The 22229-nt window shown below is 67.6% G+C and carries 22 protein-coding genes; 12 read left to right on the forward strand and 10 right to left on the reverse strand.

The features are described from left to right. Positions 1–15 precede the first annotated feature (15 nt). The 4 genes from BN2156_RS10230 to BN2156_RS10245 all read left to right on the forward strand — a co-directional run bounded on the left by BN2156_RS10230 (position 16) and on the right by BN2156_RS10245 (position 2977). Positions 16–1446, forward strand: a complete 1431-nt coding sequence (locus BN2156_RS10230) for a phytoene desaturase family protein (RefSeq protein WP_090515723.1) — start codon at positions 16–18, stop codon at positions 1444–1446. Then, positions 1443–2054, forward strand: coding sequence for an NAD(P)H:quinone oxidoreductase (gene wrbA, locus BN2156_RS10235; protein ID WP_090513082.1), 612 nt, complete (start codon positions 1443–1445; stop codon positions 2052–2054). The genes BN2156_RS10230 and wrbA overlap by 4 nt, the downstream gene beginning before the upstream one ends. Positions 2055–2244: 190 nt before the next feature. Next, complete coding sequence (locus BN2156_RS30680; protein ID WP_159402831.1) at positions 2245–2580, forward strand: hypothetical protein; 336 nt, start codon at positions 2245–2247, stop codon at positions 2578–2580. Positions 2581–2692: 112 nt separating this feature from the next. Further along, positions 2693–2977, forward strand: coding sequence for a hypothetical protein (locus BN2156_RS10245; RefSeq protein ID WP_235625262.1), 285 nt, complete (start codon positions 2693–2695; stop codon positions 2975–2977). Between the two features lie 72 nt (positions 2978–3049). On the opposite strand, the gene ilvC is transcribed toward BN2156_RS10245, so the two are convergent. Genes ilvC through BN2156_RS10260 form a run of 3 tightly spaced genes read right to left on the reverse strand, consistent with a single transcriptional unit; the run spans position 3050 to position 6525 of the window. Further along, positions 3050–4063 carry a ketol-acid reductoisomerase gene (gene ilvC, locus BN2156_RS10250; protein WP_036439400.1) on the reverse strand — a complete coding sequence of 338 codons (1014 nt, stop codon included), beginning with the start codon at positions 4061–4063 and terminating at the stop codon, positions 3050–3052. A gap of 55 nt (positions 4064–4118) precedes the next feature. Then, the gene (gene ilvN, locus BN2156_RS10255; protein ID WP_090513090.1) at positions 4119–4631 is read right to left on the reverse strand and encodes an acetolactate synthase small subunit; all 513 of its coding nucleotides are present in this window, start codon (positions 4629–4631) and stop codon (positions 4119–4121) included. 31 nt (positions 4632–4662) lie between these two features. Further along, on the reverse strand, positions 4663–6525 hold the full coding sequence (locus tag BN2156_RS10260; RefSeq protein WP_090515725.1) for an acetolactate synthase large subunit: 1863 nt from the start codon (positions 6523–6525) through the stop codon (positions 4663–4665). 370 nt (positions 6526–6895) lie between these two features. Between BN2156_RS10260 and BN2156_RS10265 the strand changes: the two genes are divergently transcribed. Further along, the gene (locus BN2156_RS10265) at positions 6896–7237 is read left to right on the forward strand and encodes a PH domain-containing protein (protein WP_090513094.1); all 342 of its coding nucleotides are present in this window, start codon (positions 6896–6898) and stop codon (positions 7235–7237) included. A 4-nt stretch (positions 7238–7241) separates the two neighbouring features. Here the strand turns inward: BN2156_RS10265 and BN2156_RS10270 are convergent, their stop codons facing one another. Next, positions 7242–8084, reverse strand: coding sequence for a DoxX family protein (locus tag BN2156_RS10270; RefSeq protein WP_090513096.1), 843 nt, complete (start codon positions 8082–8084; stop codon positions 7242–7244). Between the two features lie 136 nt (positions 8085–8220). Between BN2156_RS10270 and BN2156_RS10275 the strand changes: the two genes are divergently transcribed. After that, positions 8221–9342 (forward strand): PQQ-dependent sugar dehydrogenase, encoded by a 1122-nt coding sequence (locus BN2156_RS10275; protein ID WP_210436596.1) that lies wholly within the window; start codon positions 8221–8223, stop codon positions 9340–9342. Between the two features lie 101 nt (positions 9343–9443). Next, positions 9444–10103, forward strand: coding sequence for a TetR/AcrR family transcriptional regulator (locus BN2156_RS10280; RefSeq protein ID WP_162490767.1), 660 nt, complete (start codon positions 9444–9446; stop codon positions 10101–10103). Between the two features lie 22 nt (positions 10104–10125). Here the strand turns inward: BN2156_RS10280 and gatB are convergent, their stop codons facing one another. Next, on the reverse strand, positions 10126–11637 hold the full coding sequence (gatB, locus tag BN2156_RS10285; RefSeq protein WP_090513101.1) for an Asp-tRNA(Asn)/Glu-tRNA(Gln) amidotransferase subunit GatB: 1512 nt from the start codon (positions 11635–11637) through the stop codon (positions 10126–10128). Between the two features lie 26 nt (positions 11638–11663). After that, positions 11664–12137, reverse strand: a complete 474-nt coding sequence (locus BN2156_RS10290) for a MarR family winged helix-turn-helix transcriptional regulator (protein ID WP_235625263.1) — start codon at positions 12135–12137, stop codon at positions 11664–11666. A gap of 74 nt (positions 12138–12211) precedes the next feature. Here BN2156_RS10290 and BN2156_RS10295 point away from each other — a divergent pair, with 74 nt between their 5' ends. After that, entirely contained in the window at positions 12212–12904 is a 693-nt protein-coding gene (locus BN2156_RS10295; protein WP_090513105.1) for an NAD(P)-dependent oxidoreductase, read from the forward strand. Positions 12905–12917: 13 nt separating this feature from the next. On the opposite strand, the gene BN2156_RS10300 is transcribed toward BN2156_RS10295, so the two are convergent. From BN2156_RS10300 to gatC, 3 genes are read right to left on the reverse strand one after another with little or no spacing between them, the layout of a single operon-like run. Continuing rightward, the gene (locus tag BN2156_RS10300) at positions 12918–13949 is read right to left on the reverse strand and encodes an ATP-dependent 6-phosphofructokinase (RefSeq protein ID WP_066895886.1); all 1032 of its coding nucleotides are present in this window, start codon (positions 13947–13949) and stop codon (positions 12918–12920) included. A gap of 53 nt (positions 13950–14002) precedes the next feature. Continuing rightward, on the reverse strand, positions 14003–15484 hold the full coding sequence (gatA, locus tag BN2156_RS10305) for an Asp-tRNA(Asn)/Glu-tRNA(Gln) amidotransferase subunit GatA (protein WP_090515729.1): 1482 nt from the start codon (positions 15482–15484) through the stop codon (positions 14003–14005). 5 nt (positions 15485–15489) lie between these two features. Then, a complete protein-coding gene (gene gatC, locus BN2156_RS10310; protein ID WP_090513107.1) occupies positions 15490–15789 on the reverse strand; it encodes an Asp-tRNA(Asn)/Glu-tRNA(Gln) amidotransferase subunit GatC in 300 nt (99 codons plus the stop codon). 94 nt (positions 15790–15883) lie between these two features. Between gatC and BN2156_RS10315 the strand changes: the two genes are divergently transcribed. Next, positions 15884–16552: an ACT domain-containing protein gene (locus tag BN2156_RS10315; RefSeq protein ID WP_210436640.1), complete on the forward strand. Its 669-nt coding sequence runs from the start codon at positions 15884–15886 to the stop codon at positions 16550–16552. A 7-nt stretch (positions 16553–16559) separates the two neighbouring features. On the opposite strand, the gene ligA is transcribed toward BN2156_RS10315, so the two are convergent. Further along, the gene (gene ligA / locus BN2156_RS10320) at positions 16560–18635 is read right to left on the reverse strand and encodes an NAD-dependent DNA ligase LigA (RefSeq protein ID WP_162490768.1); all 2076 of its coding nucleotides are present in this window, start codon (positions 18633–18635) and stop codon (positions 16560–16562) included. An 84-nt stretch (positions 18636–18719) separates the two neighbouring features. On the opposite strand from ligA, the gene BN2156_RS10325 reads away from it, so the two are divergent. From BN2156_RS10325 to BN2156_RS10335, 3 genes are all read left to right on the forward strand, one after another. Continuing rightward, a complete protein-coding gene (locus BN2156_RS10325; protein ID WP_090515734.1) occupies positions 18720–19121 on the forward strand; it encodes an MmcQ/YjbR family DNA-binding protein in 402 nt (133 codons plus the stop codon). Positions 19122–19133: 12 nt separating this feature from the next. Continuing rightward, positions 19134–20708, forward strand: coding sequence for a 4-coumarate--CoA ligase family protein (locus BN2156_RS10330; protein ID WP_090513112.1), 1575 nt, complete (start codon positions 19134–19136; stop codon positions 20706–20708). 66 nt (positions 20709–20774) lie between these two features. Beyond that, entirely contained in the window at positions 20775–22226 is a 1452-nt protein-coding gene (locus BN2156_RS10335) for an amidase (protein WP_090513114.1), read from the forward strand. Positions 22227–22229: the final 3 nt, after the last annotated feature.

Here is a 22229-nt window from a genome sequence, read left to right on the forward strand (position 1 = left end):
GGTGTACTGATGGGCGTGGACGTCACAATCGTCGGCAGTGGGCCCAACGGCCTGTCCGCCGCGGTCATCTGCGCAAGGGCTGGACTGTCGGTACGCGTCATCGAAGCACAGCCCACACCGGGCGGCGGCGCGCGCACCCTGCCCGACCCGGAGTTTCCCGGCGTCAGCCACGACATCTGTTCGGCGGTACACCCGCTGGCGCTGGCCTCGCCGTTCTTCGCCGCCTACGACCTGCCGGCCCGCGGCGTGCAGCTGGCCGTCCCCGAGATCTCCTATGCCAGCCCGCTGATCGACCGTCCCGCCGCCGTCGGCTACCGCGACATCGAGCGCACCTGCGCCGAGCTGGATTCGGGAGATTCCTGGCGACGGCTGCTCGGCCCGTTGGCCGCCGATTGCGATGGCGTGGTGGGCCTCATCCTCGGTGACAAACGGTCGATACCCCCATCGCTGGGCGCGGCGGTACGGGTCGCGCCTCGGCTCCTGGCCCAGGGCACTCCGTTGTGGCGCTCCCTGGCCGGCGAGGACGCCCGTGCGTTGTTCAGTGGCGTTGCCGCACACACGATTTCAACGATGCCGTCGCTGGTTTCAGGAGGCGCGGGGTTGATGCTGGCGACGCTGGGGCATGCCGTGGGGTGGCCGATCCCGATCGGTGGATCCCAGGCGATCCCCGACGCGCTGCTCGCCGATCTCAACGCCCACGGCGGCGAACTGGTCCTCGGGCACGAAGTCACCGAACCACCGTCGGGCGTGGTGATCTATGACACCGCGCCGACTGCCCTCCTTTCGATCTACGGCAAGGCCCTGCCACCTCGTTACGCCCGGGCGTTGAGCCGCTACGCCTACGGGCCGGGCGTCGCGAAGGTCGACTTCGTGCTGAGCGGCGAGATCGGCTGGCGTGACCCGCGCCTGAGCCAGGCGCCGACACTGCACCTGGGCGGCAGCCGGGCGCAGATGGCATTGGCCGAGTCCGAGATCGCCGCGGGACGCCACGCCGAGTGGCCCATGGTGCTGGCCGCGCTCCCCCATATCGCGGACCCATCGCGCGTCGATGACGCCGGCCGGCGCCCGTTGTGGACCTATGTCCACGTCCCCAACAACTCGACGCTGGACCTCGCCGACACCGTGACCGGGATCTTCGAACGGTTCGCCCCGGGCTTTCGCGATCTGGTGGTCGCGGTGCGCAGCGTGCCGGCGTCCCGGATGGACGAACACAACGCGAACCTCGTCGGCGGCGACATCGGCGTCGGGGGCAACAACATGACCAGCGCGCTGCTGGGACCCACGCCGCGGTTCGACCCGTGGACCACACCGATTCCCAAGGCATATCTGTGCTCGTCGGCCACGCCACCGGGCGGCGGAGTGCACGGAATGGCCGGGTTCTACGCCGCGCGCACGGTTCTGAAACGCGAGTTCGGCATCAGGGGCCTGCCTAAGCTGGCGCCATGACGAACTCTGCCCCCAAGGTCGCCGTCATCTACTACTCGGCGACCGGCCACGGCACCCACATGGCCCAGCGCGTCACCGCCGCCGCGGAGTCCGCGGGTGCCGAGGTGCGGTTGCGCCCGGTTACCGAGACGCGCGATCCGGAGTCGTTCGCGGGCAATCCGGCTTGGACCGCGAATTACGAAGCCACCAAAGATCTTCCGACGGCCACCGGTGACGACATTGTGTGGGCCGATGCGGTGATCTTCGGCTCCCCCACTCGATTCGGTTCCGTCGCATCGCAATTGCGTGGATTCCTGGATTCGCTCGGCGGCCTGTGGTCGCAGGGCAAGCTCGCCGACAAGGTCTACGCCGGGTTCACCTCGACCAACACCGCGCACGGTGGGCAGGAGACGACACTGCTGACGCTCTACGTCACGCTGATGCACTGGGGCGGGATCATCGTGCCGCCGGGCTACACCGAACCGCTCAAGTTCACCGACGGCAATCCGTACGGCGCGAGCCTGCTGGCCAACCACGACAACATCAGCGCATTCGACGACACCACCTACGACGCGCTGGATCATCTGGCCCGCCGGGTCGTCAGTGTGGCCGCACGGCTGGGTTCGTAGCCGTCGGCGTAACAGCCCGGTTCGCGTCACGCGGCCCGGATCCACGGCCTGCGCTCTGCCGTCGTCTTCGCGAACGACGGCGATGGCCAGTGTGACGTACATCACGTAAAATCGGGACTCAAGCGCTCGTGTGCGCGTTGGGCAGGCCGGACAACGGCGCACAGGGGCCACGATCAGGGGACCGGCGATGATGAAACAGCAGACAGCGGGACTGAAGTTCGTGTTCGGCACAGCCGCCGCAGCAGCTTCGCTCGCGTTCGCAGCGCTACTCGGCCCGGCGGGCAGTGCCCTCGCGGCTCCCGGCGACCCCGGCGGCGGAGGCTACGTGAACGACAACGCGGGTGGCGGGTACGCGACCGGTGAGGCCGGCGGCGGGTATGCGACCGGCGAGGCCGGCGGCGGATACGCGCGCGGTGAGGCCGGCGGCGGGTACGCCACCGGCGATGCCGGCGGCGCCTGGTTCAGGGAAGCGTGTGAGGCTGCCGCGGAAGCCGGCGACCCGGCACCCATCGGCTGCGCCAGCTGACCACCTGCCGAATTTGGTGCGATGAGGGCCGCGCTGCCGCCCTTAAATTTGACGCGTGAACTTCGGGGGCGTCGCGCGTTTGGTGGGTTGTGTGCCGCACACGGATCCGGTCATGAAGATCATGGCCGTTGGCGACATGGAGCTCTATCACGTGAGCCCGCCGCTGCACGGCTATAACGTCGTCGCCGCCGCGCAGACCATCTGGGCCATGCGGGCCCAATGCATCTACCCGGACGGCCGGATCGAGCCGGCCGAGCCCGACGACCCGGTGTCCACCGAGCTGTACGGGGTGGTCGGGGAAGGCTTGCAGATCGACGGCACCGAGAAGCTTCCCGGCAGCGCCGACGGCAGGAACGTGTCCCGGACGCTGGCCGCGATCGGCTACAGAATCATCTAGAAACGCCGAAAGGCCAGTTATCGCACGCGGTTTCGTAGCTTGCGTGCAATAACTGGCCAGTCAGTTGAGAAATCAGGCCGTTTCGGTGATCGGCCGGTCGACCCAGCTCATCAGGTCGCGCAGCTTCTTGCCGGTGACCTCGATCGGGTGCTCGGCGTTGGCCTTGCGCAGCGCCTCGAGCTCCTTGTTGCCACCCTCGACGTTGGCGACCAGGCGCTTGACGAAGGTGCCGTCCTGGATGTCGGTCAGGATGTCCTTCATGCGCTTCTTGGTGTCGGCGTCGATGACCCGCGGGCCCGACAGGTAGCCGCCGAACTCCGCGGTGTCGCTCACCGAGTAGTTCATGCGGGCGATGCCGCCCTCGTACATCAGGTCGACGATGAGCTTGAGCTCGTGCAGCACCTCGAAGTAGGCCATCTCCGGGGCGTAGCCCGCCTCGACCATGACTTCGAAGCCGGCCTTGACCAGCTCCTCGGTACCACCGCAGAGCACGGCCTGCTCACCGAACAGGTCGGTCTCGGTCTCTTCCTTGAAGGTGGTCTTGATGACGCCGGCGCGGGCACCACCGATAGCGGCGGCATACGACAGCGCCAGGGCCTGGCCCTCACCCTTGGGGTCCTGGTCGACGGCGATCAGGCAGGGCACGCCCTTGCCGTCGACGAACTGGCGACGCACCAGGTGGCCGGGGCCCTTGGGGGCGACCATGCCGACGGTGACGTTGGCCGGCGCCTTGATCAGGCCGAAGTGGATGTTGAGACCGTGGCCGAAGAACAGCGCGTTGCCGTCTTCGAGGTTGGGCTCGATGTCGTTCTTGAAGATCTCGGCCTGCGCGGTGTCGGGCGCGAGCACCATGATCACGTCGGCCCACTTGGCCACCTCGGCCGGGGTGTCGACCTCCAGGCCCTGCTCCTCGACCTTGACGCGGGACTTCGAGCCCTCTTTCAGGCCGACCTTGACCTGCACACCCGAATCGCGCAGCGACAGCGAATGCGCGTGCCCCTGGCTGCCGTAGCCGATGACGGCGACCTTGCGACCCTGGATGATCGACAGGTCCGCGTCGGCGTCGTAAAACATCTCAACTGCCATGCGAAATTTTCCTTCTCTTTCTAGCTCTACAGCCGACTAACGCTACTTGACGTGCTTACTTCACTGCGCTGATACCACGGGGACCGCGCGAGACCGACACCATGCCGGACTGCGCGATCTCGCGGATACCGTAGGGCTCCAGGACCCGCAGCAGGGCCTCAAGCTTCTCCGCCGTACCGGTCGCCTCGACCGTCAGTGACTCGGTCGAAACGTCAACGACCTTGGCGCGGAACAGGTTCACCGCTTCGATGACCTGACCGCGGTTGGACGCGTCGGCGCGCACCTTGATCAGGGCGAGCTCGCGGGAGACGGAGTTGTCGTCCTCCTGCTCCACGATCTTGATCACGTTGACCAGCTTGTTGAGCTGCTTGGTGATCTGCTCCAGCGGCGATTCCTCGACGCTGACCACGATCGTCATCCGCGACAGGTGCTTCTGCTCGGTGGCGCCCACGGCCAGGGACTGGATGTTGTAGCCACGACGGGAGAACAGCGTGGCCACCCGGGCGAGCACACCGGGCTTGTCCTCGACCAGCACCGAAAGGGTGTGGGTGGGGGTGGAGTTGCTCATCAGTGCTCTCTCTTCTTCGCGCAAGCGCTCATCAGGCGTGCCCCTCTGCGTCGTTCTCGTCGAACAGCGGCCGGATGTCGCGGGCCGCCATGATCTCGTCGTTGCTGGTACCGGCGGCCACCATCGGCCACACCTGCGCGTCGGCACCGACGATGAAGTCGATCACGACCGGGCGGTCGTTGATGGCCCGGGCCTGGTTGATGACGTCCTCGACGTCCTCGGCCCGCTCGCACCGCAGTCCGACGCAACCCAGCGCCTCGGCCAGCTTGACGAAGTCCGGGATCCGGCGAGAGTGCGTGGCCAGATCGGTCTGGCTGTAGCGCTGGTCATAGAACAGCGTCTGCCACTGCCGCACCATGCCCAGGTTGCCGTTGTTGATCAACGCCACCTTGATCGGCGCGCCCTCGATGGCGCACGTGGCCAGCTCCTGGTTGGTCATCTGGAAGCAGCCGTCACCGTCGATGGCCCACACCTCGGCCTCGGGCCGGGCGAACTTGGCCCCCATGGCCGCCGGGACGGCGAAGCCCATGGTGCCCAGGCCGCCAGAGTTCAGCCACGTCTTGGGGTTCTCGTACTTGACGAACTGCGCGGCCCACATCTGATGCTGGCCGACGCCGGCGACATAGACCGCTTCGGGTCCGGCGATCTGACCGAGCTTCTCGATGACGTACTCGGGGCTCAGGCTGCCGTCGCTCTGCGGGCCGTAGCTCAGCGGGTAGGTCGACTTCAGGCCGGACAGGTACTCCCACCAGCCGTCCAGTTTCAGTGCGGCGCTGGTCGTTCCGTCGCGGCGCAGCACCTCGATCAGGTCGGTGATGACGGCCTTCACGTCGCCCACGATCGGCACGTCGGCGTGCCGGTTCTTGCCGATCTCGGCCGGGTCGATGTCGGCGTGGATCACCTTCGCCTCAGGGGCGAACGAGGACAGCTGGCCGGTGACCCGGTCGTCGAACCGGGTGCCCAAGGCGATCAGCAGGTCGCTCTTCTGCAGGCCGCCCACTGCGGCCACGGTGCCGTGCATACCGGGCATTCCCAGGTGCTGCGGGTGGCTGTCCGGGAACGCACCACGGGCCATCAGCGTGGTGACCACGGGGATGCCGGTCAGCTCGGCCAGCTCGAGCAGTTCGGCACTGGCCTCGCCACGGATGACACCACCGCCGACGTAGAGCACCGGCTTGCGGGCAGCGGCGATCAGCTTGGCCGCCTCGCGCACCTGACGGCTGTGCGGCTTGGTGTTCGGTTTGTACCCGGGCAGGTCCATCTGCGGCGGCCAGGAGAAGGTGCACTGCCCCTGCAGGATGTCCTTGGGAACGTCGACGAGCACCGCGCCCGGGCGTCCGGAGCTGGCGATGTGGAAGGCCTCGGCCATCACCTGGGCGATGTCGTCACCGTTGCGCACCAGGAAGTTGTGCTTGGTGATCGGCATGGTCATGCCGGTGATATCGGCTTCCTGGAAGGCGTCGGTGCCGATCAGGCTGCGGCCCACCTGCCCGGTGATGGCCACCACGGGGATGGAGTCCATCTGGGCGTCGGCCAGCGGGGTGATCAGGTTGGTTGCGCCGGGTCCCGAGGTGGCCATCATCACGCCGACCTTGCCGGTGGCATGGGCATAGCCGCTGGCCGCGTGGCCGGCGCCCTGCTCGTGGCGAACCAGCACGTGGCGCAGCTTCTGCGAGTCGAACAGCGGGTCGTAGACCGGCAGCACGGCGCCACCGGGGATCCCGAAGACCACGTCGACGCCGAGCTCTTCCAGCGACCGGACGACCGCCTGGGCCCCGGTGAGCTGCACCGGGGCAACCCGGTTGGGCTGTCCCGAATCTGATTTCGTCTTGGCTGCGCCGTTGGCAGGCGCGGCTCCTGACCGGGCCGGCGGTCGCGTTGTCGGTGCGCTCACGATGTCCTCTTCACGGTCTGCTTCACATTCCTGTTCAGGAAACTTCAATTTTTCAATGATTCCGGCGCGCTTGTTGGGCAAATAAAAAACCCCCGTCAGCCGGTAGCTGTACGAGGGTGGCGCGTCGATGCGGTTGGCTATGCCCGGCAGAGGGCCAGCGCGGCATCAACGCGCCAACCAATTACTACGAGCAATCCGGGGGTCTGCATAGCACCCGACGGTAGCTGCCGTACAGGTTAAAGGTCAAATTGGTTCAGCTCCCGGCCCGGCAACGGGTGATGGCCGGACCGGACTGCCCATCGGGTGGTGCAAGGATGAACCTGTGAGCGCACGATCGGCAACCGCCCCTGTCGTCATCCGGATATCGCCCATGGCGCATCTGGCAGTCGGCTTTCTGACGCTCGGCCTGCTGACCCTGGTGCTGAGCAATCCCGCCTGGTTCTCGGTGCTGCTGGTCATTCCGATTGCACTGTCGGTGGCCATCATTCGGTACCGCACCATTGCCGACGCGGACACCGTCACCGCGCGGTCGCTGACGCGCAGCCGCACGGTGTCGTGGGGCGATATCAAGGGGCTGCGGTTCGACCGGGCGTCCTGGGCCATCGCCGAGGTGAACGACGGCACCGACCTGCGTCTGCCGGCCGTGACGTTCTCGACACTGCCGCTGCTCACCGAGGTGAGCGGTGGGCGGGTGCCCAATCCGTACGCCTGAGGCGTCAGCCGAGCGGGTTGCCGCCGTTGAGGAAAACCCAGATGGCGATGCCGCCGGCGATGCCCAGCAGTAGCGCCACGAAAGATCCGACAAAGGGCCTGCGGGCCCAGCCACGCCCGGCGTCGAATCCGTAGCGCCCGGGGCCGGTCAGGATGACGGCGGCCGCGGCCACGACGACGATCATCCGGTATTCGGTGCCGTCGGTGATGACTTCGGAGAGCCGGGCCTGCTCATGGGCGGCCATCGCGGTGGCGAGCACCCCGTTGATCAGGTAGGCCAGTGCGCCGGCCGCGGCGATGGGCGTGAACAGGCCCAGAACCAGCAGCACACCGGCTGCGATCTGGCCGCCGGTGGCCGCGTAGGTCAGGATGTCGGCGTTCTTGAACCCCATCTCATCCAGTGACGCGTTGAATCCGTCCAGCCCGGGGCCGCCCCACCAGCCGAATGCCTTCTGCAGGCCGTGGATGATCATCAGCCCGCCGAGCGCCACGCGCAGGATCAGCAGACCCAGGTCCTGGGTGCCCCGCCGGCCGGCGGCCCGGATGCGGTCGTCGACGAACTCATCGCGCTCGATCTCGGCCGGCTCCGCCGAGAAGGGTCCCATCGGGGCGGGCCCGCCCGCTTGCACGTACGGCAGTGGTTCAGGATCGGAGACCATGCTGAATGCCGATTGATCACCCGATTTGGAGTCGTACCGCGGGATCGCGGTGGTTTCGAAGTCGCCGCCGTACGTCGCTGACGGCAGGTCGTCTTCCGGGTCGACCAGGCTGGCTCCGGCCGGCCTGGCGGAATCGTCCGAGTAACCCGGTCGTTGCCAGGCTTGTGGGTCCTGCGAGTGACTGGTCACAGCTGCCAGGGTAAGTGCAAGTCCGGTTCGATTCGGGTATTTACCCCGGCGCTTCTGCCTGGTATCGGCCTGCTATGGACACCGCTCACGGTCCCGACGTGGCGCGCACTGCCGAGGCATCCGTAATCTGGCGGGCATGAAATCGCGCCGGCGGATGACGGGGGTGGCCGCCGTTCTGTGTGCCGCGATGCTGGTCGGTTCGGGCTGCGCCCGATTCGACGCGGCCCAGTCCGAGCCTTTCACCACCGAACCGAAGATGGAGCCGGGGCCGACCACGACGCCGCCGCCTCCGCCACCGCTGCCGGCCAAGCCATTCCCCAAGGAATGCAAGGCGACGGGTGTGATGCAGGGCTGCCTGGACAGCACCAGCGGTCTGGTGATGCTTCCCGACAGCCAGTCCGCCCTGGTCGCCGAACGGCTCACCGGCGCGGTCAAGCAGGTGTCGGTGAAGGCCGAGCCCAAGGTCAAGGTCACCATCCCGGTCGATCCGTCCGGTGACGGCGGCCTGATGGACATCGTGTTGTCCCCGACCTACGGCCAGGACCGGTTGATGTACGCCTACGTCAGTACGCCGACCGACAACCGGGTGATCCGCATCGCCGACGGCGACGTCCCGAAACCGATCCTCACCGGGATCCCGAAGGGAGCCACCGGCAATGCCGGGTCGCTGACCTTCACCAGTAAGACCACTCTGCTGGTGCAGACCGGCGATGCGGGCGATCCGGCACTGGCCGCAGATCCCGCGTCGTTGGCCGGCAAGGTGCTGCGCATCGAACAGCCCACCACGGTCAATCAGGCCCCGATCACCACCGCGCTCAGCGGCCTGGGCGCCGCGGGGGCCATGTGCGTCGATTCGTCGGACGGCTCGCTCTACATCACCGACCGCACTCCGAGTGCCGATCGGCTGCAGCGGATCACCAAGGATTCCAAGGTGTCCACGGTGTGGACGTGGCCGGACCGGCCGGGTGTCGCCGGATGCGCCGCGCTGGAGGGCACGGTGTTGGTCAATCTGGTCAACACCAAGAAGACCGTCGCGGTGCGACTGGCTCCCGACACCGGCGCGGTCACCGGTGACCCGGAGGTGGTCCGGGAGAACGTGCGTGGTCATGCGTGGGCGTTGCAGCTCTCCCCCGACGGCAACGTCTGGGGCGCGACGGTGAATCGAACCACCGGTGATGCCGAGATCTTCGACGACGTCGTCTTCCCGCTCTTCCCGCAGGGCGGCGGCTTCCCGCGCAGCAACGCCGACAACACCTGACGCACAAGGCTTTTCGACATAACCCTAACCTCGATGCACGGCCGAAACGGGCCGCGCCGACAGGTCGGCATGAATGCAACGCGCATAATGTGCCCTTAGAAATGGTTCGTCTATCACGTACCATTAGCCGGGTGCCTGACCGCCAGCGCCGCAGATATGCACCGCGGCTACCGCGTGAGGAACGGCGCGAGCAACTACTGGACGCGGCGATGACCGTGCTCCACGACTGCCCCTTGCACGAACTCAGGATGGAAGCGGTCGCCGAAGCCGGCGGTGTCGGCAAACCGGTCCTCTATACCGCATTCCGGACGCGTACCGAACTCGTGAACGCCTTGCTCATCCGGGAGCATCAGCACGGGCTGGCTCAGGTGTTGACCGCGCTGCCCAAGAATCTTTCGGGGGCCGGACCGACGGACGCGTACACCGCGACCGTGACGGGTTTCCTGCGCTGCGTGCTGGAGAACCCGACCCGCTGGCGGCTGATCCTCACGGTTCCCGACAGCGCTCCGCGGGATTACCGCGCTGCCGTCCGCAACGCGCGGAATCAGATCCTCTCGCAGGTGGAACAGATGGCGAAAGCCGGCATCGCGGTGGACCCCCGGCTGTCCGCACTCGACCCGGAGCTGCTCGGCCACACCTTGCTGTCATTCGCCGAGATGCTCGGCCGGTTGGCCGTCCACGACCCCGACACCTACCCGCGCGAACGGCTCGAGCAATACGCCGCCGCGGCGATGACGATGTTCGCCCGGCCGCTGAGCTGAGCTGAGCTGACGGGCGGGCGGTTTACCCGCTCTGGCCGCAGGCGGCCAGTACCAACTCGCGAACCCTGGCCGCGTCGGCCGAGCCCTTGGTGGCCTTCATCACCGCACCGACGATCGCGCCGGCGGCCTGGATCTTGCCGCCGCGGATCTTCTCCACGACGTCGGGCTGAGCCTCGAGCGCTTTATCAATGGCAGCCTGGATCACCGAGTCGTCGCGCACCAGTGCCAGCCCGCGGTCGGTCATCACCTGCTCGGGTTCGCCCTCGCCGGCCAGCACTCCCTCGATCACCTGGCGGGCCAGCTTGTTGGACAACTTGCCCTCGTCGACGAGTTTGACCACGGCGGCCACCTGGGCCGGGGTGATCGGCAGTGCCTCGAGCTCGATTTCGGATTCGTTGGCCTTCTGCACCAGGAAGTTGCCCCACCAGGCGCGGGCGGCCTCACTGGAGGCGCCGTGGGAGACGGTGGCTGCCACCAACTCGACCGCACCGGCGTTGACCAGGTCGCGCATCACCTCGTCGGAGATGCCCCACTCCTCCTGAATCCGCTTGCGCGCCAACCACGGCAGTTCCGGAATGGTCTGGCGCAGCCGGTCGATCAGCTCGGCGCTGGGAGCGATCGGCTCGAGGTCGGGCTCGGGAAAGTAGCGGTAATCCTGCGCGGTTTCCTTGCTGCGCCCCGGTGAGGTGTACCCGTCCTCGTGGAAGTGCCGGGTCTCCTGGGTGACGGTGCCACCGGCGTTGAGAACTGCCGCCTGCCGGCGCATCTCGTACCGGACGGCAACTTCGACGCTCTTGAGTGAGTTCACGTTCTTGGTCTCGGTGCGGGTGCCGAACTCGGCGGCCCCCACCGGCTTGAGGGACAGGTTCGAGTCACATCGCATCGATCCCTGGTCCATCCGCACATCCGACACACCCAAGCCGCGCAGCAGATCTCGCAGTGCCGTGACATAGGCCCGGGCGATCTCCGGTGCCCGCGCCCCGGTTCCCTCGATGGGCCGGGTGACGATCTCGATCAGCGGTACGCCGGCCCGGTTGAAGTCGGCCAACGAGGTCGTCGCGCCCGCGATGCGACCGGTATCGCTGCCCAGGTGGGTCAGCTTGCCGGTGTCCTCCTCCATGTGCGCACGCTCGATCTCGACGCGGAAGGTGGTGCCGTCATCGAGCGGCACGTCGAGGTAGCCGTCGATCGCGATCGGCTCGTCGTATTGCGAGATCTGGTAGTTCTTCGGCTGGTCGGGGTAGAAGTAGTTCTTCCGGGCGAACCGGCCCCACGGCGCGATGTCGCAGTTGAGCGCGAGGCCGATGCGGATCGCCGCCTCGACGGCCGCCTCGTTGAGCACCGGCAGCGAACCGGGCAGGCCCAGGCAGACCGGGCAGACCAGTGTGTTGGGCTCAGCGCCGAAGCGGTTGGCGCAGCCGCAGAACATCTTGGTGGCCGTGGACAGCTCGACGTGCACCTCCATGCCCATCACGGGCTCGTAGGCGGCGATGACGTCGTCGTAGTCGACGAGTTCGGCGGTAGCGACAGACATGGTGTCGATCCTAGTTGGGCGGTGATTCAGCCAAGTCCGGGGTGGACGCCGGGGATCAGGCCCGCCGCGGCCGACAGGCGCCGCAGCGTCTGTCGAAGCGCCTCACGTTCCTCGTCGGACAGTGAGGCGGTCAGTTCGTCCTCGAGCGTCCGTCCCGTGGAGTCGAGGCCGGGCAGCAGTTCGCGCGCCCGGTCGGTCAGCGACACGGCGAAGGCCCGCCGGTCCCCGGGGTGTGACCGGCGTTCGACGAGACCTTCGGCTTCGAGCGTGTCGATCAGCGTGACCATGACGTTGCGGTGCAGGCCCAGGCGCTCACACAACTCGCGCTGCGACTGCCCGTCGGCCGCGGCCAGCGCCAGCAGGACCGCGGTGGCCCGAGGGTGCAGACCCAGTGGCTGCAGCCGGGCCTTGAAGCTCTCGGCGACGTGTGCGCCGAGCTGCGACAACAGGAACGGGATGCGCTGGTCGAGCGCGGATACGCCGATCGGTTCCTCAGCCACGCCTCGGACACTAGCACTGTCGATGATTGTCATCTAATGTGATTGTCATATTTAGTGACTATTTGGGAGGCCAGATGCGCATCACAATCTTCGGAGCCAACGGCGCGACCGGACGCCTGCTGACCCGCCGGGCGCTCGACACCGGTCACACCGTCGTGGCAGTCACCCGCCACCCCGAAAAGTTTCCGATCGCCGACCCCGCACTCACCGTCGCCGGAGCCGACGTGCGCGACGCGGAGGCGGTGACCGCCGCCGTCGACGGTGCCGACGCGGTGCTGTCCACCCTGGGCGTCACGTTCACGATGGAACCCGTCGACACCTATTCGGTCGGCGTGGGAAACATCGTGGCCGCGATGCGCTCGACCGGAGTTGACCGGCTGGCCGTCGTGAGCTCCACCGCGATCGCCGACTACCCCGGGCGCACCGATACGCCGATCGCACTGCGCGTGGTCCAGCCCGTGATCAGCCGCATCTTCGGCAAGACCCTTTACGCCGACATGCGCCGGATGGAGGACATCGTGACCGGCAGCGGGCTGAACTGGACCATCGTGCGGCCGTCGGGCCTGTTCGACCTGCCCGAGGTCACCGACTACATCGCCGGCCGACGCGACCCGGTGGGTGCGTTCACCTCGCGCACCGATCTCGCCGACTACCTGCTGAAGTTGGGCGGATCACCTGAAACCGGTGCGACCGTGACGATTTCGACCACGGTGAACACCCCGTCCATGTGGCAGCTGCTGCGCCGCGAAGCCCTCAAAAGCGCCTGACGTTCCGGCGCGCTCAGCCGAAGAACTCGGCGGCGTCGTCGTAGCGGGACTGCGGTACCAGTTTCAGGTGGCGGGTCGCATCGGCCAGCGACACCCGGCCGATGTCCTGCCCCTGCAACGAAACCATCATCCCGAACTCACCGGCATGCGCGGCGTCAGCGGCATTCACGCCGAACCGGGTGGCCAGCACCCGGTCGTACGCCGTCGGGGTACCGCCGCGCTGGACATGCCCCAGCACGGTGACGCGGACATCCTTCTTGATCCGCTTCTCCACCTCGAGCGCCAATTGCTGTGCCACACCGGTGAATTTCTCGTGGCCGAACTCGTCCATACCGCCCTGGCGCAGCTGCATGGTGCCCTCGGCCGGCTTGGCTCCCTCGGCCACCACGCAGATGAAGTGCGACGAGCCGTGCTGGAAGCGCTTCTTGACCAACCGGCACACTTCTTCGACGTCGAAGGGCTGTTCGGGGATCAGGGTCATATGGGCACCCGAGGCCAGCCCGGCGTTCAGCGCGATCCAGCCGGCATGCCGGCCCATCACCTCGACCAGCATCACGCGCTGGTGTGATTCGGCGGTGCTGTGCAGCCGGTCGATCGCCTCGGTCGCCACCTGCAGGGCCGTGTCGTGACCGAAAGTCACGTCGGTGCAGTCGATGTCGTTGTCGATGGTCTTGGGCACCCCGACCACCGGGACGTTCTCCTCGGACAACCAGTGCGCGGCGGTCAAGGTGCCCTCACCACCGATGGGGATCAACACATCGATCCCGTTGTCTTCGAGCGTCTGCTTGATCTGCTCCAGGCCCGCCCGCAGCTTGTCCGGGTTGACCCGCGCGGTGCCCAGCATGGTGCCGCCCTTGGCCAGCAACCGATCGTTGCGATCGTCATTGGCCAGTTGGATCCGCCGGTCCTCCAACAAACCTCGCCAGCCGTCGAGGAATCCGACCACCGATGAGCCGTAGCGCTGGTCGCAGGTACGCACCACCGCCCGGATCACCGCGTTCAGGCCAGGACAGTCACCACCGCCGGTGAGAACTCCGATGCGCATGAGCACCATCTTGCCCCGCCCGACACAACCGTGCCGGGCATAAGGGCATGCCGCTACAACGCGCTGGGCAGCGGGCCGCGGGCCGCCTCATAGGCCGCGCCGACGCGGTACAGCCGGTCGTCGGCCAGCGCCGGGGCCATGATCTGCAGACCCACGGGCAGGCCGTCATCGGGCGAGAGCCCCGACGGCACCGACATACCGCAGTGCCCGGCCAGGTTCAGCGGCAGCGTGCAGAGATCGAACAGGTACATGGCCAGCGGATCGTCGACCTTCTCCCCTAGGCCGAAGGCCGTGGTAGGAGTAGTCGGCGTCACGAGAACGTCCACGCTCTGGTAGGCCTGCTCCAGGTCACGGGCGATCAGCGTCCGCACCTTCTGAGCCTGGTTGTAGTAGGCGTCGTAGTAGCCCGCCGACAACGCGTAGGTGCCGATCATGATCCGGCGCTTGACCTCCGGGCCGAATCCAGCGGCCCGGGTCAGCGCCATGACCTCTTCGGCGCTGTGGGTGCCGTCGTCGCCGACGCGCAGCCCGAACCGCATCGCGTCGAAGCGGGCCAGGTTGCTCGACACCTCCGAGGGCAGGATCAGGTAGTAAGCATCCATCGCATGGTCGAAGTGCGGGCAGTCGACCTCGCTGACCTCAGCGCCGAGCGCGGTCAGCTGGGCCACGGCGGCGTTGAACGACTCCAGCACGCCGGGCTGGTAGCCCTCGCCGCGCAGTTGCTTGACGACGCCGACCCGCACGCCCTTGAGATCGCCCGCCGCACCGGCCCGGGCGGCACCGACCACATCGGGCACCGGGGCGTCGACGGAGGTGGAATCGCGCGGATCGTGACCGGCGATCACCTGGTGCAGCAGTGCGGTGTCGAGCACCGTGCGGGCACACGGGCCTCCCTGATCGAGCGAGGACGCACAGGCGATCAGGCCGTAGCGCGAGACGGTGCCGTACGTCGGTTTGACGCCGACGGTCGCGGTGAGCGCGGCCGGCTGACGGATCGAGCCACCGGTGTCGGTGCCGATGGCCAACGGGGCCTGATAGGCGGCCAGCGCCGCGGCGCTGCCGCCGCCCGAGCCGCCGGGCACCCGCTCGGTGTTCCACGGGTTACGGGTCGGGCCGTAGGCCGAATTCTCGGTCGACGATCCCATGGCGAATTCGTCCATGTTCGTCTTGCCGAGGATCGGGATACCGGCGGCGCGCAGCTTGGCGGTGACCGTCGCGTCATACGGCGCACGCCAGCCCTCAAGGATTTTGGACCCGGCGGTGGTCGGCATGTCGGTGGCGGTGAAGACGTCCTTGAGCGCCAGCGGCACACCGGCCAGCGGCGAGGGCAGCGTCTCACCGGCGGCCACTGCGGCGTCGATCCGGCCTGCCTCGGCCAGCGCGGACTCCGCCGCCACGTGCAGGAAGGCGTTGAAGCGTTCGTCGGTGTCGGCGATCTGGTCCAGGTGGGCCTGGGTCACCTCGGTCGAGGAGACCTCCTTGGCCGCGATCTGGGCACCCAGGGTCGCCGCATCGCGACGGATCAGCTCACTCATGCTCGTCATTCACCCTCTCCGAGAATCCGCGGCACGGCGAAGCGCCCGTCTTCGGCACGCGGCGCGGCGGCCAGCGCTTCGTCCTGCGTCAGGCACGGCATGACAACGTCAGGCCGGCTGACGTTGACGTCCTTGAGCGGGTTGTCCGTCGCTTCCACACCGGTGACGTCGACGGACTGGATCTGGCTGACGTGGCCGAGGATGGCATCCAGCTGGCCGGCGTAACTGTCCAGTTCGTCATCGGTCAGCGCCAGACGCGCCAGACGCGCCAGATGGGCAACCTCGTCTCGGGAGATCTTCGACACGACAAAGCAGCCTAGTCAAGCCACCAAATCGGCCTCTCGTCGGCAGTGCACCCGACGATGCACCGGCATGCCCCACTCCGCCCGCTGTGCAAAGGTGATGCGCGTGCCTTCGTATCTGCTGCGGGTCCAGCTAGAGGACCGACCAGGCAGCCTCGGCTCCCTCGCCGTGGCGCTCGGCTCGGTCGGCGCCGACATCCTGTCGCTCGACGTTGTCGAGCGCGGAACCGGCTACGCGATCGACGATCTGGTCGTCGACCTGCCGCAGGGCTCCATGCCCGACACCTTGATCACCGCCGCCGAAAACCTCTCCGGCGTCTATGTCGACAGCATCCGCCCGCACACCGGGCTGCTCGAGGCGCACCGTGAACTCGAACTGATCGACCATGTCTCCGCCGCGCATTCCCGCGCCGATCGGCTCCGGGTGCTCGCCGAAGAGGCGCCCCGCGTTCTGCGCGTCAGTTGGTGCGTCGTGGTCCGCTCGACCGCCACCGGTGTGGAACGCATCGCGGCGAGTCACGGGGCGCCCGAGACCCAGGCCCAGTCCGCACCGTGGCTGCCGTTGCCCCATGCCGCCGCCCTCGACGGCACCGAGGACTGGGTGCCGCAGCTGTGGCGCGACATGGACACCACCCTGGCCGCCGCCCCCTTGGGTGACCACGACACCGCGGTCGTGCTGGGCCGCCCCGGCGGCCCGGGCTTCCGCCCATCGGAGGTGGCCCGGTTGGGTTATCTGGCCGGAATCGTCGCCACCATCCTGCGCTGAGCTCCGGCTAGCTCTCGGCCGCCGCCGGCGGGCCTTCGGCGAGCAAGGCCCGGAAACCGTCCTCATCGAGGATCGGGACGCCGAGCTCCACGGCCTTGTCGTACTTGGATCCGGGGGCCTCCCCGGCCACCACGTAAGCGGTCTTCTTGGAGACCGAGCTGGCCGCTTTGCCGCCGCGATTGATGATGGCTTCCTTGGCCTGGTCACGGGAGAATCCGGGCAGCGACCCGGTCACCACGATCGACAGACCTTCCAGCGTGCGCTCGATGCTGGCGTCGCGCTCGTCGGCCATCCTGACCCCGGCCGCACGCCACTTGTCGACGATCGCGCGGTGCCAGTCCACGGTGAACCAGTCGATGACCGCGGCCGCAATGGTCGGACCCACCCCTTCCACCGCGGCGAGCTGTTCCTCACTGGCCGCGACGATGGCGTCCAGGCTGGCGAACTCGGTGGCCAGCGCCCGCGCCGCGGTCGGGCCCACATGGCGGATCGACAGGGCCACGAGCACCCGCCACAGCGGCTGGGCCTTGGCCTTGTCCAGATTGGCCAGCAGCCGCTTGCCGTTGGCGGACAGCTCGCCGGCCTTGGTGGTGAACAGGTCGGTGCGCAGCAACTGGTCGGCGGTCAAGGTGAACAGATCGCCCTCGTCGGTGATCACCCCCGCCTGCAGCAGCGCGGTGGCCGCCTCGTAGCCGAGCCCCTCGATGTCGAACGCGCCACGGCCGGCGACGTGAAACACCCTCTCCCGCAACTGCGCCGGGCAACTGCGGGTGTTCGGGCAGCGGATGTCGGCGTCGCCCTCCTTGGCCGGGGCCAGCACGGTGCCGCATTCGGGGCAGTTGGTGGGCATGACGAACGGACGCTCGGACCCGTCGCGCAGGTCGACCACCGGACCGAGCACCTCGGGGATGACGTCGCCGGCTTTGCGGATCACGACGGTGTCCCCGATCAACACGCCCTTGCGCTGAACTTCGGTCGCGTTGTGCAGCGTGGCCAGGCCGACGGTCGAACCGGCCACCTTGACCGGCTCCATGTAGGCGAACGGGGTGACCCGACCGGTTCGCCCCACGCTCACCCGGATGTCGAGCAGCTTCGTGGTGGCCTCTTCCGGCGGGTACTTGTAGGCCACGGCCCAGCGCGGTGCGCGCGAGGTCGAGCCGAGCCGGCGCTGCAGCGAGACCTCGTCGACCTTGACCACCAGACCGTCGATCTCGTGGTCGACGTCATGGCGGTGTTCACCCCAGTAGGCGATCCGCTCGGCGACCGCGGCGACACCGGAGACCTTGGCGGTGTGTTCGGACACCGGCAAGCCCCACTGGCCCAGCGCCCGGTAGGCGTCATGCAACGACGCCGGGCTGAAGCCTTCGGCGTGGCCCAGCCCGTGACAGATCATCCGGAGTTTGCGCCGGGCGGTGACCGCCGGGTTCTTCTGCCGCAGCGAGCCCGCCGCACTGTTGCGAGGGTTGGCGAAGGGCGGCTTACCCTCGGCGACCAACCCGGCGTTGAGCTCCTCGAAGTCGGCCACCCGGAAGAACACCTCGCCGCGGACCTCCAGCACGTCGGGCACCGGAAACTCGTCGGAGGCGGTCAACTGCTCGGGGATGTCGGAGATGGTGCGGGCGTTGAGCGTCACGTCTTCACCGCTGCGCCCGTCACCGCGGGTGGCGGCCCGTACCAGCCGGCCGTTGCGGTAGACGAGGGCCAGTGCGACGCCGTCGATCTTGAGCTCGCACAGGAAGTGCGCGGCATCGCCGGTCTCCCCACTGATCCGGGCTGCCCAGGCCGAGAGCTCGTCGGAATCGAACACGTTGTCCAGGGACAACATCCGTTCCAGATGCTCGGCCGGGGCGAACTCGGTGGCGAATCCGGCACCGCCGACGAGTTGTGTCGGGGAATCGGGGGTCCGCAGCTCGGGGTGTTCCTCCTCGAGCGCCTGCAGCTCCCGCAGCAGCTTGTCGAACTCCGCGTCGGAGATGATCGGCGCGTCTTTGACGTAGTACCGGAACTGATGCCCCCGCACTTCTTCTGCGAGTTCCTGCCAACGTCGTCGCAGGTCAGCGTCTCCAGCGTCGTTCGAGGTCACCACCGCAGGCTAGTCGAACCGACCGACAGACCGATCAGCCGCTGTGCCCGCAGGCGGGACCGGGCGTCCCACTAATCTATGGGCATGCCGCACCCGATCATGTTCAGCGACGACGATCTGGGCCTGGCCGAGCTCCGCGACATTGCTCTTGGATTTCCCGAGGCATTCGAGAAGATCTCGTGGGGCCGGCCGGTGTTCTGTGCGCCGAAGATGTTCGCGATGTACGGCGGCAACGTCAAACCCGAGACCCGCGGCGAGATGGTGCCGTATCCGCATTCGCTGCTGATCAAGGTGGACGACAGCGACCGCCGGGCACTCGAACAGGACAGCCGTTTCTTCTTCCCGGCCTACATGGGCCCCTTCGGGTGGCTCGGCCTGGATTTCACTGCGGCGAAGGTGGATTGGGTCGAGGTCCGCGAACTCGTCGACGCCTCGTTCCGCCTGGTCGCCTCGCGCCGGCTCATCAAACAACTCGACGAGAACTGAACGGAAGCAGCCATGAGTTTCGCCAGCCCATTCCCCGATGTCGACCTGCCGACCGTCAGCGTCTACGACTATCTGTTCGCCGACATGCCGGCCGCCGATGCCGCCCGGATCGCCATGGTCGATGCCAAGTCCGGTACCGAGACCACCTACGGCGAGCTGGTGAGCCGGATCGACGCGTTCGCCGGCGGGCTCGCGGCCCGCGGGATCGGTGTCGGCGACGTGGTGGCACTGCTGTCGCCCAACAGTTCGGATTTCGCGATCGCGTTCCACGGAATTCTGCGCGCGGGCGCGACCGCCACCACCGTCAACGCGTTGTTCACCGCGCGTGACATCGCCAAGCAGCTCAAGGATTCGAAGGCCCGACTGCTCGTCACGGTGAACGCCCTGCTGCCCCAGGCCGCTGAAGGCGCCTCCGCCGCGGGCCTGGACCCCGGCCAGGTCGTGGTACTCGACGGCGACGGTCTGGGCGCGCAGGGCCCGGCTCCCGAGGTGAGTTTCGATCCGGCCACTCACTTGGCCGCGCTCCCCTACAGCTCGGGCACGACGGCCAACCCCAAGGGCGTCATGCTGACCCACGCCAACCTGACGGCCAACGTCGCGCAGATCCGCCCGCTGCAGGGCATGACGTCCGATGACCGGCTGCTGGCCGTGCTGCCGTTTTTCCACATCTACGGAATGACGGTGCTGCTCAACGCCGCCCTGCACGCCCGCGCGCAGCTGGTGATCATGCCGTCGTTCGATCTCACCGAGTTCCTCGACAACATCGCGACCCGCCGGTGCACCTTCGTCTACATCGCCCCGCCGGTGGCCGTCGCCCTGGCCAAGCACCCGATGGTCGACTCGTATGACCTGTCCTCGCTGCGCGCCGTGCTGTCCGGTGCGGCATCGCTGGATGCCGACCTCGGTCGCGCCGTGGCAGAACGGTTGAACTGCACGGTGTCCCAGGGTTACGGCATGAGCGAGCTGAGCCCGGTCAGCCACATCACCCCGCACGACGGCGGGCTGGCATCGGTCGGCACGGTCGCGCCGCTGGACTCGTGCGGCTGGACCGTCCCCAACGGCGTGAGCAAGCTGGTCGACCCCGAGACCGGGAATGAAATCGAGATCCCGGCAGAGGGTTTGAGCGAAACCGGTGAGCTGTGGTTCAAGGGCCCCAACGTGATGGCCGGCTATCTGGGCAATGCGGCGGCCACCCGGGAGACCATCGACGCCGACGGGTTCCTGCACACCGGAGATCTGGCCCAGGTCGATTCCAACGGCTGCGTCTACGTGGTGGACCGGCTGAAGGAACTCATCAAATACAAGGGCTACCAGGTGCCCCCGGCCGAGCTGGAGGCCGTGCTGCTGGGGCATCCCGGTATCGCTGACGCGGCCGTGATCGGGGTGCAGGACAAGGAATCCGGCGAGGAGGTGCCGAAAGCCTTTGTGGTCAAACAGCCTTCGACGGAGTTGACCGCCGAGGAAGTGATGGCGTTCGTGGCCGGCCTGGTGGCGCCCTACAAGAAGGTGCGCCAAGTGCAGTTCATCGAGGCAATCCCCAAGTCATCGGCCGGCAAGATCCTGCGCCGGGAGTTGCGCGGCAGCTAGTCGTTGCCAGTTGTTGCGATAAGCAGGATTTTATGGCCCAGGTGAAGGGTCGTTAGCGTCGGCTTCATGGATTGGAGTCGTCGGTCGGCCGGCGAGTTGGCAGTCGCATTGCGCGCTCGTGAGGTGTCCTCGGCGGAGCTGACCGAGGCGGCAATCGCTGGTATCGAGCGGGACGACCGGGCGATCAACGCTGTCTGTGTGCCCGACTTCGACCGTGCGCGGGAGGCTGCGCGGCGGGCCGACCACGCGCTGGCCCGGGGCGAGGACCGGCCGCTGCTGGGTATTCCGGTGACGGTCAAGGAGTCCTACAACATGGCAGGGCTGCCCACGACCTGGGGCATGCCGCACTACCGGGATTTCGTGCCGGCCGAGGACGCGGTGCAGGTGTCGCGGCTCAAGTCTGCCGGTGCGGTGGTGCTCGGCAAGACCAACGTCCCACTGGGGCTGCAAGATGTGCAGACTTTCAACGATATCCATGGCACCACCAGCAATCCGTGGGATCGCGGTCGTACGTCGGGCGGATCATCGGGTGGGTCGGCGGCCGCCCTGGCGTGCGGGTTCGGTGCGTTGTCGGTCGGCTCCGACCTCGCCGGTTCGCTGCGCACCCCCGCGCATTTCTGTGGCGTCTACGCCCACAAACCCACCGTTGGGCTGGCCGCGATGCGCGGTATGGCCCCGCCTCCGGGGCCGGCCCTGCCGATCGACTCCGACCTCGCTGTCGTCGGTCCGATGGCGCGCACCGCCCGCGACCTCACTGTCCTGCTCGATGTGATGGCCGGCCCGGATCCGCTGACTGTCGGCGTGGCACACAAAGTGACGCTGCCACCCCCACGCCGAGAGCGTCTCGGCGACTTCCGGATCTTGGTCGTCGAGGAGCATCCGGACATTGCGACCGGAATCGCGGTTCGCGCCGCGGTGAATCGGGTGGCCGACGCCCTGATCTCCAACGGTGCCCGCGTCCAGAGGCACAGTCCGCTGCTGCCCGATCTGGCCGAGGCCGCGTCGCTGTACACGCAGCTGCTGTTTTCTGGTTCCACCGCACGCTTTCCGATCGATTCGTACGAGCAGCTACGTGACCGCGCCGCCGGACTGAGTGCCGACGATCAGAGCCTGGAGGCGGCGCGGCTGCGCGGGATGGTGCTGAGCCACCGCGACTGGATCGAGTTGACCCGGCGTCGCGAGCTGCACCGCCACGGCTGGCGACAGCTCTTCGGCGAATTCGATGCCGTCGTCTGTCCCATCACGCCGACTCCCGCGTTCCCACACGACCACCATCCGGATCTGCTGAAACGCCGGCTCGACATCGACGGCGTCGAGTACCCATATTTCGACCAGCTCGTCTGGGCCGGTCTGGCCACGATGCCAGGCCTGCCCGCCACCGCCATACCAGCGGGTCGGTCCCGAGAGGGACTGCCGGTGGGAGTGCAGCTCATCGGTCCGATGTTCGAGGACCGCACCCCGCTACGGCTGGCCGAGCTGCTCGAACATCAGATCGGCGGGGTTTTCGCACCCGAGTAGCAG

This window comes from Mycolicibacterium neworleansense (assembly GCF_001245615.1).
Lineage (GTDB): Bacteria > Actinomycetota > Actinomycetes > Mycobacteriales > Mycobacteriaceae > Mycobacterium > Mycobacterium neworleansense.